This window comes from Bacillus sp. NTK074B, assembly GCF_017303375.1.
Taxonomy (GTDB): domain Bacteria; phylum Bacillota; class Bacilli; order Bacillales; family Bacillaceae_B; genus Rossellomorea.
The window spans coordinates 121894-135246 of the sequence record NZ_JAFKOH010000003.1 but is presented as its reverse complement, the minus strand read 5'-3'; the positions used below and the strand labels follow the sequence as shown (position 1 = coordinate 135246).

At 43.3% G+C, this 13353-nt stretch carries 13 protein-coding genes and 1 pseudogene; 9 read left to right on the top strand and 5 right to left on the bottom strand.

Annotated elements, in window-relative coordinates; translation table 11 throughout:
- Positions 1-55: 55 nt before the first annotated feature.
- The gene (locus tag JI667_RS06625) at positions 56-682 is read right to left on the bottom strand and encodes a class I SAM-dependent methyltransferase (protein WP_206851358.1); all 627 of its coding nucleotides are present in this window, start codon (positions 680-682) and stop codon (positions 56-58) included.
- A gap of 117 nt (positions 683-799) precedes the next feature.
- On the opposite strand from JI667_RS06625, the gene JI667_RS06620 reads away from it, so the two are divergent.
- Complete coding sequence (locus tag JI667_RS06620) at positions 800-1684, top strand: LysR family transcriptional regulator (RefSeq protein WP_206851357.1); 885 nt, start codon at positions 800-802, stop codon at positions 1682-1684.
- A gap of 19 nt (positions 1685-1703) precedes the next feature.
- Here the strand turns inward: JI667_RS06620 and JI667_RS06615 are convergent, their stop codons facing one another.
- Together JI667_RS06615 and JI667_RS06610 are read right to left on the bottom strand one after the other, a co-directional pair.
- Complete coding sequence (locus JI667_RS06615) at positions 1704-2066, bottom strand: VOC family protein (protein ID WP_244668223.1); 363 nt, start codon at positions 2064-2066, stop codon at positions 1704-1706.
- A 12-nt stretch (positions 2067-2078) separates the two neighbouring features.
- Positions 2079-2933: a DUF6597 domain-containing transcriptional factor gene (locus JI667_RS06610; RefSeq protein ID WP_206851356.1), complete on the bottom strand. Its 855-nt coding sequence runs from the start codon at positions 2931-2933 to the stop codon at positions 2079-2081.
- A 148-nt stretch (positions 2934-3081) separates the two neighbouring features.
- On the opposite strand from JI667_RS06610, the gene JI667_RS06605 reads away from it, so the two are divergent.
- The 7 genes and pseudogenes from JI667_RS06605 (at position 3082) to JI667_RS06575 (ending at position 7787) form a co-directional block, all read left to right on the top strand.
- Positions 3082-3474 carry a DUF1259 domain-containing protein gene (locus tag JI667_RS06605; RefSeq protein WP_206851355.1) on the top strand — a complete coding sequence of 131 codons (393 nt, stop codon included), beginning with the start codon at positions 3082-3084 and terminating at the stop codon, positions 3472-3474.
- A gap of 293 nt (positions 3475-3767) precedes the next feature.
- Positions 3768-4610, top strand: coding sequence for an alpha/beta fold hydrolase (locus JI667_RS06600; RefSeq protein WP_206851354.1), 843 nt, complete (start codon positions 3768-3770; stop codon positions 4608-4610).
- A 423-nt stretch (positions 4611-5033) separates the two neighbouring features.
- Positions 5034-5585, top strand: coding sequence for a DinB family protein (locus tag JI667_RS06595; protein WP_206851353.1), 552 nt, complete (start codon positions 5034-5036; stop codon positions 5583-5585).
- Between the two features lie 146 nt (positions 5586-5731).
- The gene (locus JI667_RS06590; RefSeq protein ID WP_206851887.1) at positions 5732-6427 is read left to right on the top strand and encodes a S66 peptidase family protein; all 696 of its coding nucleotides are present in this window, start codon (positions 5732-5734) and stop codon (positions 6425-6427) included.
- A gap of 4 nt (positions 6428-6431) precedes the next feature.
- Positions 6432-6914: a GNAT family N-acetyltransferase gene (locus tag JI667_RS06585; RefSeq protein WP_206851838.1), complete on the top strand. Its 483-nt coding sequence runs from the start codon at positions 6432-6434 to the stop codon at positions 6912-6914.
- 124 nt (positions 6915-7038) lie between these two features.
- A pseudogene (locus JI667_RS06580) lies at positions 7039-7569 on the top strand (GrpB family protein).
- Between the two features lie 17 nt (positions 7570-7586).
- Positions 7587-7787 (top strand): hypothetical protein, encoded by a 201-nt coding sequence (locus JI667_RS06575; protein WP_206851351.1) that lies wholly within the window; start codon positions 7587-7589, stop codon positions 7785-7787.
- Here JI667_RS06575 and JI667_RS06570 read toward each other — a convergent pair.
- The gene (locus JI667_RS06570; protein WP_206851836.1) at positions 7760-8692 is read right to left on the bottom strand and encodes a phospho-N-acetylmuramoyl-pentapeptide-transferase; all 933 of its coding nucleotides are present in this window, start codon (positions 8690-8692) and stop codon (positions 7760-7762) included. The two genes, JI667_RS06575 and JI667_RS06570, sit on opposite strands and share 28 nt — an antisense overlap.
- A gap of 838 nt (positions 8693-9530) precedes the next feature.
- Positions 9531-12563 (bottom strand): efflux RND transporter permease subunit, encoded by a 3033-nt coding sequence (locus JI667_RS06565; protein ID WP_206851349.1) that lies wholly within the window; start codon positions 12561-12563, stop codon positions 9531-9533.
- Positions 12564-12919: 356 nt separating this feature from the next.
- Between JI667_RS06565 and JI667_RS06560 the strand changes: the two genes are divergently transcribed.
- Positions 12920-13243, top strand: a complete 324-nt coding sequence (locus tag JI667_RS06560) for a hypothetical protein (protein ID WP_206851346.1) — start codon at positions 12920-12922, stop codon at positions 13241-13243.
- Positions 13244-13353: the final 110 nt, after the last annotated feature.

Here is a 13353-nt window from a genome sequence, read left to right as displayed (position 1 = left end):
AATGATGAAAATCGTCCATCCCGTCCCGAGGTTTTCCTGAAATAATATCACGCCCTCAAGATTTCACCCCATACACACCCACCGTATGATACCCACGCGAGATGGGTCCTTCCAGTACGCAAAGATCCTTAAACTTCAATTGTTCCATTAAGGGGATCCATTCATCTCGGATCATCTTCTTGATTGAATCCCAGTCTTCGCCGTCTTTTCCATCGCAAAGGGTCATCAGGACGGTCCCGCCAGTAGTCAGGACCCTGTGTATTTCGTTATATGATTTGAACAGGTCCTCCCAAAAATAAATGGAATGGATACTGAACACGGCTGTGAATTGTTCGTGAGGAAAGGGCATTTCTTCAACCGTTCCGTGAACAAAGGACAATTTCTTTTGTCTGATGGCTTTTCTGTTGCGGAATGCAGCTGACTGGAGAAGGGTTTCTGACAAGTCTAAGCCGGTCATTGTATGACCATTATTCAATGAAGCAATCTGTTTCAATGCAAATCCTGCGCCACATCCAATCTCAAGGATCCGTTCATTCTCCTGAAGCTGTAGTTGTTCAATGGTCCAAAGGGTTTCAGGCTTATGCTGGCGGATCATATTCTCCCCGATCACCCAGCCGAGGACTCCAGATGGCCGGCCGTACTGATGATCGAGGATGTGTTGGAATGTTTCTTTCACATTCACAGTAAATCCCTCCTTTTGTTCACTCTGTCTTTCCACTATAATTTTCTTATACCTATTAAACAATCCTATTTTATATATAGTTGCTATTAAATATTTTTATAGATAAGGAGGGTTAGGATGGAAATCAATCAGCTGATTGCATTTGAGCTCGTAGCGAGGCTCGGTTCATACAGCAAGGCTTCTAGATACCTGGATGTATCACAGCCTACTGTCAGTTTGCGGATAAAAGAGTTAGAGAAAGATGTCGGGGGATACCTTTTTGTCAGGGCAGGGAAACAGATGGTGCTGACGGACCTCGGGAAAGGGTTCCTACCCTATGCCAGGCAGGCTCTTGAAGTGCTGCAGAAAGGGAAAGAAAGGGCGCTGTCCATAAAGGATGGGAAAAGAGGGGAAATCACAATTGGAACCCTTCCAACCTTCACATCCGGACATTTCACTGCGATCGTGAGGGAAATGTACGGTACTTTTCCAGACATTCACATAGCCATCCACACCGGCCATAACCAACAAATCATCGACATGCTCTATGATGGAAGCATCAACATGGGGATGATCACTTCTCCGTTTTTCAATAAAGATCTGAAAAAGCTTTATACGATAAAAGAACCTCTCGTCTTCGTCTCACGTCCTGAGCAGGCGTTGAAGAGTGAATATAACATCGAGGATGTCTTTCTCACAGGCAAACCGTACATCCTGACCGATTGGAGCGAGGAGAGTAAGCATTGGCAGAGAACCCATATGTCATTAGGGAATGACTCCATTGAATTACCGCCTGCCACTGCTCTGGATTTTGTCCGGCATCACAGTGGAACCGCGCTTCTTACGGAAACGATGGTTTCTGCTCATATCAAAGAGGGAACATTGGTCAGACTCGAACCATATGGTATGCCGAATCTCTGCAGGGAGATTGCCTTAGTGAGTCTGGAGCGTGAACAAAACCTGACGCCGGCTGCCCGGCGCTTTCTGGATACAGCGAGATCCGGGTCATGGGGACAGGTTTAGAGCGGGTAACTTCCCCGCTCTATTGGTAAGAATTTAATTCCTCAAATAATCCGACCAGATTCCCGTATGGATCACTGAATGTACACCAGGCTGCGGGTACACCTTCTCGAGTCTGGACTTCCTCTATCACTGCGTTCAGTGATTTCATCAATCTCTCACGTTCAGAATAAATGTCTTGAACACCGAATCGCAAAGGTCCATTTCCAATCGCAGGCTCTCCTTTAGCCACTTGCAGCCAGGTGTTATCCACCATTTCCCACTCGGCAAAATCCTCATGGGGGATGAAGTCAGGTTCCCGATTGAAGAGGGTTGTATACCAACTCAATCCTTCATAATAATTTGTGACGCGAATTTGAAAGGTCACTCCTGTCATTTTATTCATGCTATTTCCTCCCTATCTATTATTATCTTCAATGGTATCGGAGTGATGAAAGACCGTATTGTAAAAATCGGACACTTGAAGCTGAGATGGACTTTTTCCTGTCCGCTTCTTGAAATCCTTTATGGAGTGGGATTGATCAAAGTATCCATCAGTAAGATCCGTTCTGTAAGGATGGTGCACCCACTCGTTCAAAATGGATTGAAATCGTATGATTTGACTGAACTTTTTAGGGCTCAATCCAATGCGTTCTTCAAACATGCGAGTCATCGTTCTGGTGCTGATCACTTCTTTTCTTGCTATTTCCTCGACGGTCTTTGTCCCACGGCCAGACACAATGGTAGAAAGAATAATAGGAAGCGTGGCATCCTGTCTTAAAGGCAATGTATCTTTCAATGCTTTGGAGAAAATATCATCGCAACACGCAATCATCTCTGTTACATGATTTGTATGCAGTAATTGATCTTCAAGTTTTCCTATTAAAGATTGGTTGAGGTGATTCAAATCGATCATCGAACGAGCGGTAACCTTCGCCTTCTCCCTTATAAAGTAAGCAGAGCTCCCCGGATAAAAACGGATGCCGAAGGTGATTTTATTAGGATTATGTTGTTCAGTGGCGTGAAAATATTCATCAAAGATTCCGTAGTACGTTACCGAACTGGTTTGGCTCAGACGATCGTATTCAAATACGATATCGGTACAGCCATCTGGAATGATGTCGTACGAATACCGGGGGACCTGCATCTTATAGGGGAAAGCTAGCCAGTAGCAGCAAATGTAGAGGCGAAGAAACGGTGCCGGTTGGAATTCCTTATATTTCGTATAGGGGCTCGGCATAATCATTGGCCGGAAAAAATCAAAACGTGTCATAGCTTGCACTTCTTCCTTTCCATTCGTCTACTAGTCTTCTATAGTACATTCAAGTAAACGCTCCATTCTCCTGCCATATCTTTCACACCTCATGGCATCTTTTCACCTGGTTAAGAATAAAGTGGAAACAAAAAGGGTGGTTCGGTTTATGAGCAATTTTCGCGAGTTGTGCACGGAATTTGGTAAGATTCTGAATGGGAAAGCAAAGCTGAAGAATGGTGTATGTTCCGTATCCATCGACAGAAATCTGTATGTGACGATTCAAGGAAGGCCAAGCAGAGGCGAGCTGAAGGCGGGGTTCTCATTCGAGTCACTGGATCAAGAAGGTCGTGCATTGAACCTTGGGGAGGTTGTCCTGTTGGAAGAAGAGATCCAGGGATTTTCGAAAGTGCTGATCCAAAACGGATTGAGGATCAGCGCTCTACATAATCATTGTGTCTTCACCCATCCTGTTATCATGTACATCCATTTTCAATCCGTTGACCCTCCACTCCAGTTTGCCCATAAAGCGGCCGAGGCACTTTCCGTTCTAAAAAAATGAAGCGTTCTCCCCGGTTGTTTTTCTCTTTTTCAACACGCCCCTACATTTTCGAAACCTTTCTCGTCCATAAGCCGTATATATACTAGAACAACCGTTTGATGAGTCGGCTCAAATCGGTGCGGCCAAGGATCTGTAGTGGATGACGATCTGCATGATCCCGATTCTATAAAAATATGTAAAGTTGACAGAATAATTGAAACTATTCCAATTTGGTATCCGTCTAATGAATAGTGTATAAGATAAAATATCCAAAAAAAAAACGATACAGACAAAACAGACTGGGGGAAACATGAATGTGGGAACAAAAGCTGATTCAGACAAACCGGGGGAATTTTGAAATCTTTGAAGCGGGTAACGGGGAACCTTTATGCGTGACGCATCTTTATAGTGAGTTTAACGAGCACGGGTATCATTTCGCTGATCGATTTGTCGAGGATTTTAAAGTGTACCTGGTGAACCTCAAAGAAACAGGGAATTCCACTGAAGTGACACACGAAGACGAGCTGAGCATGAGTGAAACAAGCAAAGATTTAGAAGCGATTCGCAAGGCTCTCGGGTACAATCACTGGAACTTTGCAGGTCATTCAACCGGTGGAATGCTCGGGCTGCACTATGCCGCTGATCATCCTGATTCAGTCAAACGATTGATTGTAGGCGGTGCGTCCGCTACAAATGAATACATGGAGCATCAGGACAGTATCTATTGTGACAAGAATCCTGATAATGACCGTTTGAAAGAAATCGTTTCCGTCCTCTATTCTGAAGATGCAAGCAAAGAAGAGAGACTGGAGGCAGGGAAGACGTGGAGGGAAATGTCATTGAATGATCCGGAAAGATACGATGAATACTTGGCCAAGCCGAGCAGTGGCAAAGTGGTTCGAAAACGTCTGGATTACTATTCTAAGACGGAACTTCCGGCGTACGATATTAGAGAAACCATTTCGGAAATCACGACTCCGACAATCATTTTTTGCGGGAGACACGATGCCCAATGCCCGTTTGTGTTTTCTGAAGAAATCTTTCATCTAGTTCCTAATTCAACTTTTTATATTTTCGAGAATAGCAATCATGCGCCTCATGTAGAGGAGCAAGATAAATTCAATGAAATGGTGAAGGATTTCAGCTGTTTGGTGTAAACGTCAATCATTCATCTCGGGGAGTTCTCCATATGAGCACACAGGAGGTTTCAAATGGACAAGCGGGTTTCAGTTTGACTTTGAAATCGACTTTACCAATGGTGGTGGCATTCAAGGAGAGGTGTTTCATCTTGATATTGACGGGGATGACATTCGGATCAAGAACTCGCCCAATACATCGTGGAAGAAAGGAGATTACGAATGGTGGGAGAAGTAAAAATACTAAATAAGAAGATCGTCCGGGAGCAGCATAAACGGACGGTTGAAGAGAATTGACTCATACACATATTGAGTGAAAAGGTGCATTTCTTCATTGTGAAATGCACCTTTTCCATTTAAGTAGGGCTGAATAAAGTAATTGTAGGAATGAACTTTTTTTGAAATAATTGGTATGGAGTTAAAATGGATAAGGGAGTAGAAGCTATGGTGAAACGACCGGAGATAAATGAGTACCCATCGTATTATAAAGAATATGTGAACCATGTACCAGAAGGGGATCTGCTTCAAATTCTTGATATACAACTAAGAGAAACCATGAATCTGTTAAAAGACTTAAGCGGAGATGCAGCAGAGTTTCACTATGCTCCCGACAAATGGACCATCAAGGAAGTCATCGGTCATATAACCGATACGGAGCGTATTATGAACTACCGCCTTCTCTCCATTGGAAGAGGGGAGAAGGAGATGCTGCCTGGCTATAATGATGACGAGTACGTGAAAAGGGCAACATTCAATCGGTTTTCATTGCAAGAATTATTACATACACAATCTCTAGTGCGCCAAAACACTATGAATCTTCTAAGCAGCCTGGATGATGAAGCCTTACTTCAAAGGGGAAAAGCGAACGGCGGAGAAGTGACGGCCCGAGCGATTGGATATATTATTGCCGGGCATGAGCTTCATCATCGGGGCTTGATTGTAGAGCGGTATTTGGATTCGGGTAGATTTAAAGGGAAAGGCAATAAAAATGGCTGAATCATTACTATTTTTTATGAACAGCAGTCGTCTTCTTTGATTTTATAGAGGATTTCTAATTGTACATAAAAAGCGAAAAATGATTAGCCAAGGGAACCGTTCACAACTTTTGAAAATATCAGAATGGAGGAAGGGGGAAGAGGTTAATGATCAAACCAAGTGCTTTACAAAAAGGTGACCAGGTGGCGATTATTGCACCTGCCGGACCACCAGACAAAGACCATCTGATGGAAGGAATAAAAGTCCTTGAGCGGATGGGGCTTCATGTCGTCATTGGACGTCATGTATTTGATACGGAGGAGGACATAGCCGCTCTGGATCAGAAGCGGCTCGCTGATTTACACGAAGCCTTTATGGGTCCTGCTATTCGTGGAATCTTTTGTGCTAATGGAGGGTTTGGTACAGCTAGAATCGCCCCCATGATTGATTATGAAAAGATACAGAGAAATCCTAAAATCTTTTGGGGATATAGCGATATTACCTATCTGCTAAATGCTATCCAAAAAGGCAGTAATCTGGTTACTTTCCACGGACCAATGGTGGCGTCCGATCTAAATGATGGAGTACGAACTGAAGAGACTGAATCTTCTATATCGTCTTTGTTTACGAAGGAGTCGCTAAGTTTCGATTCGAGGAATTCCCCCCTCAACACGCTCGCGGGTGGTACAGGAGAAGGACGTTTGGTTGGAGGGAATCTCACTTTGCTCACCAATGGGATGGGGACGCCTTATCAAGTTCATACAGACGGAGCGATCCTCCTAATTGAGGATGTAGAAGAACCTGCTTTTAGAGTTTATTTGATGCTTACTCATTTAACAAGCGGGTGTTTTCGATGCGGTTGAAGGTGTGGTCATTGGCCATTTCGAAGCGGAATCAGACGAATATGAAAAAATAAGAGCCGTTTCCAGTGAAGACACAGATGGAATAGCGGGTTTACTTGTGAAATCTTATAAAATCAATCCGGCTTATAAACAAATTGGGTCTAAAGAAGATTATATACTGCACGTAAAAGAGTTTTTAGACGAACATAAAAACAACAGCATCATGGATGAGGCTTCTAGAGTGGTTGTCGACGAGAGCACAAACAATATTGTTGGGGTCTGTCTGCACATGGAGTTTGAACAGTATCCTCTGATCATGAGTTTAGTTGTTGACCCTGAACACCAAAAAAGGGGCATTGGACGATATTTGTTAACCCATTCAATCAGCAGCTCGGATAAAGAATACCCGGCTACCCGTTTATCTGTTATCAGGGATAATCATGCCATCAAGTTTTATGAAGATGTAGGATTTATTCGGAATCGGTCTTTAACGGATATGTACCTTTGATACATTTTAGGGTAACCCATTTATAGAAGAAGCCCGGAAAGTGAGAGAATGTAAGATAAATGAAGATACATATGTGGACGACATTCTTATGTATAGGTCGGTTTGATAATAGGAGGAGTCGGCGATGAATTCAGGTTTAGAGATTGCCCCATATGATCAACAGTGGGCAGAAGCATTTCAAACCATTAAACTTGTTATCAGTGAAGCATTAAAAAACTTAGTCATAGATATCGAACATGTAGGAAGCACCTCAATACAGGGCCTTGGCGCGAAACCGATATTAGACATCGATCTTGTCATAGCTAACGATCAACTCTTGCCTGAAGTGATTAGTAAACTTGAAGAACTCGGTTACTTTCACCAAGAAGAATGAAGCTATGAAGGTAGAGAAGCCTTTGGCAGAAAAGACAGCTTTACTCCGTGGGATGGAACAGGTACGCGCTGGATGCATCACCATCTTTATGTATGTCACCAAGATAGTGAAGAACTTGCGAGGCACTTAGCTTTCAGGGATTATTTGCGCAATAACCCAGAGTACATAATCGAATATGAAAAGATTAAAAGGGATTTAACAAGGTCGGTAAGTGATCGACAGGCTTATACGCGAGGCAAGGGGAAATTTATTAATAGAATGTTAGAGAAAGCAACACTTTAAGAAAAAGGAGAGGTCACTTGAACTATTTTATAGGTATCAATCCACCAGAAGAATACAAAAGCAGGATCTCAGCTTTTCGAAATAAATGGAAGAACAATTTCATTGATGACATCGTTGAACCGCATATCACCTTAAAAGCACAGGGCGGATTAAAAGAAGGAACTTCGCCTATTGAAGTTCCTTCTTACAATCATGGAAGCAGAACAAACTTCCAATAAGCATAACAGATAAACGTACAAATCCATGAAACAAACCCAAAGACGGTGACAATAGTGGTTTCAGACCACCCATATTTTATGCCATAGTGATAATGGATCGGGGTAAACCTGAAGATCCGTTTGCCTGTCGTTTTAAACGAGGTCACTTGCAAGATGACCGACAACTGTTCTGCAAAATAGATAAAGAATAAAACGGGAATGAGGATTTCGACTTTCTCAATGACAGCTAGAAAAGAAAGGGAGCCCCCAATCGCTAATGAGCCCGTATCACCCATAAAAGCTTTGGCAGGAAAGATATTATAAATAAGAAATCCGAGTAAGCATCCAATCATGATTAAACAGAAAAGCTTTACCTCACTACTGTCTGAAATCATAAAAAAGAAAAAGTATGTTGGGATAGCGACAACCCCTAACAGCCCGTCCAATCCGTCTGTAAAATTAATCGCATTGGCAGAGGCCACCACAAATAATGTGATGACAATGAGATACAGAGCCATTGGAAGATCAATAGAGAAATCTTGATAGATACCAATTGTCGTATCTATACCCATTTCATTCATCACATAGTAAAGCAGGGCACCTGTGAAAAGAAATTGGAAGATAAGCTTCGTTCTACTTGATACACCGCCAGGGTCTTGACGGGACGCTTTCCAAAAGTCGTCGAGAAAGCCAATGAAGCTGAATAGGATGTAGGTAATGGCCAAGAAAAACATCAATGGGGTAGGTGAAAAAAATAAAGATACGATAATTCCTATAAAGAGAATGATTCCAAACATTAACGGCGTACCTTTTTTTATTTGATGATTGGAAGGAAGTTCTTTTCGTATTGGTTGAAGGAGCTTTAATTTTCTTAGGAGTGCAATGAACAAAGGGGATAGAGCTGAGACTAATACAAAAGCAATCATAGCCGGAATTAATTGATCTCTCACTTCGTATCTTCTCCTATTCTATTTATTAGTCTATACATAAGTTCTATGAATAGTGTGGATATCCTCTAATCTATTCTGGTATTAACTGATATTGCGAGGCGTTTTTTGGTTTCAGCTGCTGATTTTATTGCTGTAATCAGCAGCTGATTATAAGCGAATCTTCAGCAGCTGAATTACTTACAATCAGGAGGTACACCTTGAAGATTTACAATCAGCCATTAAATAAACTACTATCTCTTACCATGTGCAGCTTTTTGGCAAACACCATTTTTATCATGTTTGAGGGAGATTTTGAACTATTAGGATATATAATCTATCTGCCAATCACTTTCTTGACTATGCTCATTGTTGGGCTACCGATATCACTATTTATGGATTGGCTTCTTCTAAAGAGAACTCGTTTTATTTGGAACTCACTTTTGCTGCATTCTATAATGTATTTCTTATTAATATTGGTACCGACAGGAAATCTGAAAGTGATACTTGAATGGGATAGTTACTCATTATTCTATTTTCTACTATTCTCGTTTATACCTGTCCTTTTTTGGATAATAAATTATTCTATCTCACGTTCGGTCATGAGGAAGGTTAGATGAAAGTATCTTTAAGGGATCGATTTGGTTGGATTCAGCTGCTTAAATTATGTGAATTGACAGCAGGTGAATTTTTCAATTAAATCAGCAGCTGAAAATATGCGAATAATCAGCAGCTGAAAAATTCAATCATCCGGTAACTAAATCAAAAACCAAAAGGTGCTTATCCAGAACAGGATAAGCACCTTTTTTTATAATACCCTCAGCGCATCATAATTTTATTACTGAGCGACCTTCTCCTCGCTCTCCAACTGCTGAGCACGTTGCCGCTTAGACTTCCTGAAATACAGCAATTCATAAAACACAGGAACAACAACAAGCGTCAGCACCGTAGCACCTGCAAGACCACCGATGACTACAACAGCAAGCGATTTCGATACGAGACTTCCATCTTCCGTGTGACCGAAGAGAAGCGGTAGCATGGCACAGATGGTCGCAATCGCCGTCATGACGACCGGACGGAGGCGGGTGCCACACGCTTCTAAGATTGCGTCACGTATGATCATCGTCTCCTCATTCTGCTTGACGCGGTCAATCAAGACAATGGCGTTCGTCACAACAATCCCAATCAGCATCAACGCTCCAATAAGCGCAGTTGCGTCTGCAGGAACACGGGCAATGAGCAGTCCGAGGACGGCCCCGATTGAGGCGAGCGGCAAGGTGATCAAAATGGCCAGTGGTGCTTTCAACGTCTTAAATGTTAGGACCATGATCAGGTAGACGATCATGATGGAAGCAAGCATCGTCATGCCTAGGTCCTTAAAGTCGTCTGCCTGTTGGGCTGCTGCGCCACCGGTATCAAGAGAGACGCCTTTTGGTAAATCGATCCCCTTGATTTCGGAATCGATATTTTTCGAAATGACCGATAGTTCTTCAGGATCGACTTCTGCTGTGATCCGGACATATAAGTCTCCGTCTTTATGCAGGACGGTACTTGGTTTCTCTTCTTCCGTGATGGATGCCACTTCTGTAAGAGGCTGGATGCCTTCGTTTGTGGCGATCGTCAAGTCTTTCAAATCGGATGTGGATTCAGGATTGACTCCTGCGTCCAGAAATACAGGTGTCGTTACATCATCCAGGTTGATGGCTCCTATCGGCTGTGGGTTCAATAAAGAACGGATTTGCATCGCCGTTTGCTGGGCATTCGCTTTCTCCGTGTTGACGTTCACGGTGAAGACTGGAGACGTTTTTTCCTGGTTGCTCGAGACTTTCTTCACTCCATCTACATCTTTGATCTGATCCATGATCGTTTTGGACGTGGTCAGAAGTTCATTCGTGTCATTTCCGACGACGTCATAGGTGATGCTGGAGTTGGATGAGCCTCCGAAGATGGACGATGGTGATGCCGTGATGGTCACACCTTTTTCATCCTTTTTCGTGGCATTCACTTTTTCAATGAAGGTTTCCGCATCGGATCCCTCTTTCATGATGACGGTGTAGAAAACCGTGTCTGGGTCACTAACTGCTCCGTATTGAGCATTTTCTTCACTGGATCCGTATTGTGTAATTAAATAGTCGTATCCTTTAAATTCCGAAATGGTGTCTTCGAAGTCTGTCATACGCTGCTTCATGGTATCTTGCGGCGTAGCACTCGGGAATTCCATCGTGACTGCTACAAACGATGCGTCATTCGCGCTCGTTGCTGCTTTCGGTAAAGTGATATAAAGAGCGATGGACCCTCCAAATACAAGAATGGCTAATAGGATCGGAACCCATTTATGATTGAGTGACCATCGCAGCACATTTACATAACGGTGCGGCGTGTGATGTTTTGGCAGAGTTGTATTTTTCAACATGCCACGGCTTAACAATGGCACGACTGTAACGGCTACAAGCAGGGAAGCGAGTAACGAATACGTAACAGTCAAGCCGAACGGAAGCAGGAACGCTTTCAACGATCCGTTGACGAGTCCCATCGGCAGGAACACAGCCACTGTAATCAGAGTGGATGACGTAATTGCACGGGAAACTTCCTGTGTCGCGAGCAGCACATTCTGTTTGGTCAGTTTCTCATTCTGGCTGCGCCTGAATATATTCTCGACGACGACAATGCTGTCATCGACCAGTCGTCCGACCGCCACCGCGACTCCTCCCAGTGTGAGGATGTTCAGTGTGACACCGGATAACCAGAGCAGGAATAGCGTGATACAGAGTGATAATGGAATGGAGACGACGGTAATCAGGGTCGGCTTGAATTTTCTTAAGAATAAAAGAATCACAAGCGTTGCGAACAATGTACCAAGTGCTACTTCGCGTACCATACTGTTGACTGAGTTCTCCACCATTTCCCCTGTGGTGAACAGCGTTGTCGCTTCGACACCGTCATAGTCCTTGTTGATTTGATCGACCGTGTCTTTTACTTCTTCTCCAGCTGTAACGGCACTGGCATCACTCTCTTTGAATAGGACGATGGCCAGGGCCTCTTTTCCGTTTACACGAGTGATGGTGTTTTCTGCTTGCACTTTTTCAATGGTTGCGATGTCTTTCAGTTTGACGACAGGAGCATTCGGGACTTGTAACGGAACGGACAAGTTCTTCAATGCGTCAACGGAAGTCAAATTGTCCGTAACGTTGATCGTACTCTTCTGACCATCGATCGTGGTGCTTCCGGCAGAGGCAGATACATCCTGCCCTTGAAGTACTCCCATCACCGCGTTAACCGGGATATGTAACTTCTCGAGTTTGTCTTGATCAAGATTGATCTGTACCCGGGCACTATTTTCACCGGCTAGAGTTACTTGAGACAAGCCGGATTGATTCTCAAACAGCGGCTTGAATTCGTCATTGACGAGATCCAGGTTCTCTTTCGTCAATCCGTCATCAAATGTCACCGATACTTGGCCGATTGGAATCATCGAGGTATTCAGCTGGGAGATTTGTGGTTCTCCGATTCCCTCGGGCAGCCGTATCCCTTTGATGGCATCCTCCACTTTATTTTTAGCTTCTTTCATGTCGCTTTTTGAATCAAAGTTGATAGTAACCTGGGAATATCCCTCCCCGGTCGTGGACAGGATCGATGTTTTTCCTGAAATGGATGCGACGGCCTGTTCCACGGGTTCCGTGATGTTGGTTGTCATGGAGCCTGCGTCATACCCCTGCCCCAGGGTGACGACTGTTACTTGTGGATTATCCGCTTCAGGCAAGAATTCCATTGGCAGACGGAAATAACTAATAATGCCGATAAGCAACGTGATGATAATAAATAGTGTCATGGCTGCCTTATTGCGGAATACCCAATTGGTTATAGCTTGCATGTGTTTCCCCCCTATTACTGATTTGGTTGTGAACCTTCTTTTCTAAGATACTGTAATACGGACGGTATCACAGCCACCTTCAGGCCAATATTCACCTAGGTCTTGAGACGTAATTCATCGTGCCACAAAATTCATTTTACGGAGGAGCAGGGCAAGGTATTCTTAAATACGTGTAAAAATTATGTAAGGGCCTGCTCTGTGTAAAAATATTCCTGTCACAATATAGTATTATAGTATGAATGGTAGGAAGTGGAAATGGTGAATTTCAAATTGATAAAAGTTTTACAAACCGATTGTCTATTGAAAGAGTTTTTGGAATAATTGGAATAGATTGGATCGAAGAAAAGAGGGACAATGTGAAAAAGAGGAGAAAGGTTTTAACAATAGGTTTACTGGTTGTTGTGGTGTTGTTGGTCCTGCCGCCAATACTTGCTCCAAGGGTCCATCATGCTGATTCACCGAGGTCTGCTTTGAGAGAAGCGATTTACAAGGATGGCCACCCTTATCAAAGCTTCTTTGCCTTCATTAAAAAAGGCGAGTATCAGGATCAAGAATATGGACAGCAATACGATGTGTACTGGTATGACTATAATAGTCCGACTGGTGAGACGGCCACTATTTGTTATACAAAGCTGAAAGAGAGTGAGAAGTATGAAGTGGCTTGTGGGACAGGGCCCTAGGTGGGTGTACATGATTTAAGGGCAAGACGTCATTCACGTTCTGGTGGATGGGGAGCTGCCGTTTTTGGTAGTGTGATTGGGCTTTGAAATTTTTAGTGATGAAATTTGTA

What these genes read in the sequence shown, in the direction of transcription:
- JI667_RS06605 (WP_206851355.1), top strand. Translation starts at nt 3,082, where the DNA reads ATGAGCAATTTTCGCGAGTTGTGCACGGAATTTGGTAAGATTCTGAAT.
- JI667_RS06610 (WP_206851356.1), bottom strand. Translation starts at nt 2,933, where the DNA reads ATGACACGTTTTGATTTTTTCCGGCCAATGATTATGCCGAGCCCCTAT.
- JI667_RS06600 (WP_206851354.1), top strand. Translation starts at nt 3,768, where the DNA reads ATGTGGGAACAAAAGCTGATTCAGACAAACCGGGGGAATTTTGAAATC.
- JI667_RS06595 (WP_206851353.1), top strand. Translation starts at nt 5,034, where the DNA reads ATGGTGAAACGACCGGAGATAAATGAGTACCCATCGTATTATAAAGAA.
- JI667_RS06570 (WP_206851836.1), bottom strand. Translation starts at nt 8,692, where the DNA reads ATGATTGCTTTTGTATTAGTCTCAGCTCTATCCCCTTTGTTCATTGCA.
- JI667_RS06615 (WP_244668223.1), bottom strand. Translation starts at nt 2,066, where the DNA reads ATGAATAAAATGACAGGAGTGACCTTTCAAATTCGCGTCACAAATTAT.
- JI667_RS06620 (WP_206851357.1), top strand. Translation starts at nt 800, where the DNA reads ATGGAAATCAATCAGCTGATTGCATTTGAGCTCGTAGCGAGGCTCGGT.
- JI667_RS06590 (WP_206851887.1), top strand. Translation starts at nt 5,732, where the DNA reads ATGATCAAACCAAGTGCTTTACAAAAAGGTGACCAGGTGGCGATTATT.
- JI667_RS06565 (WP_206851349.1), bottom strand. Translation starts at nt 12,563, where the DNA reads ATGCAAGCTATAACCAATTGGGTATTCCGCAATAAGGCAGCCATGACA.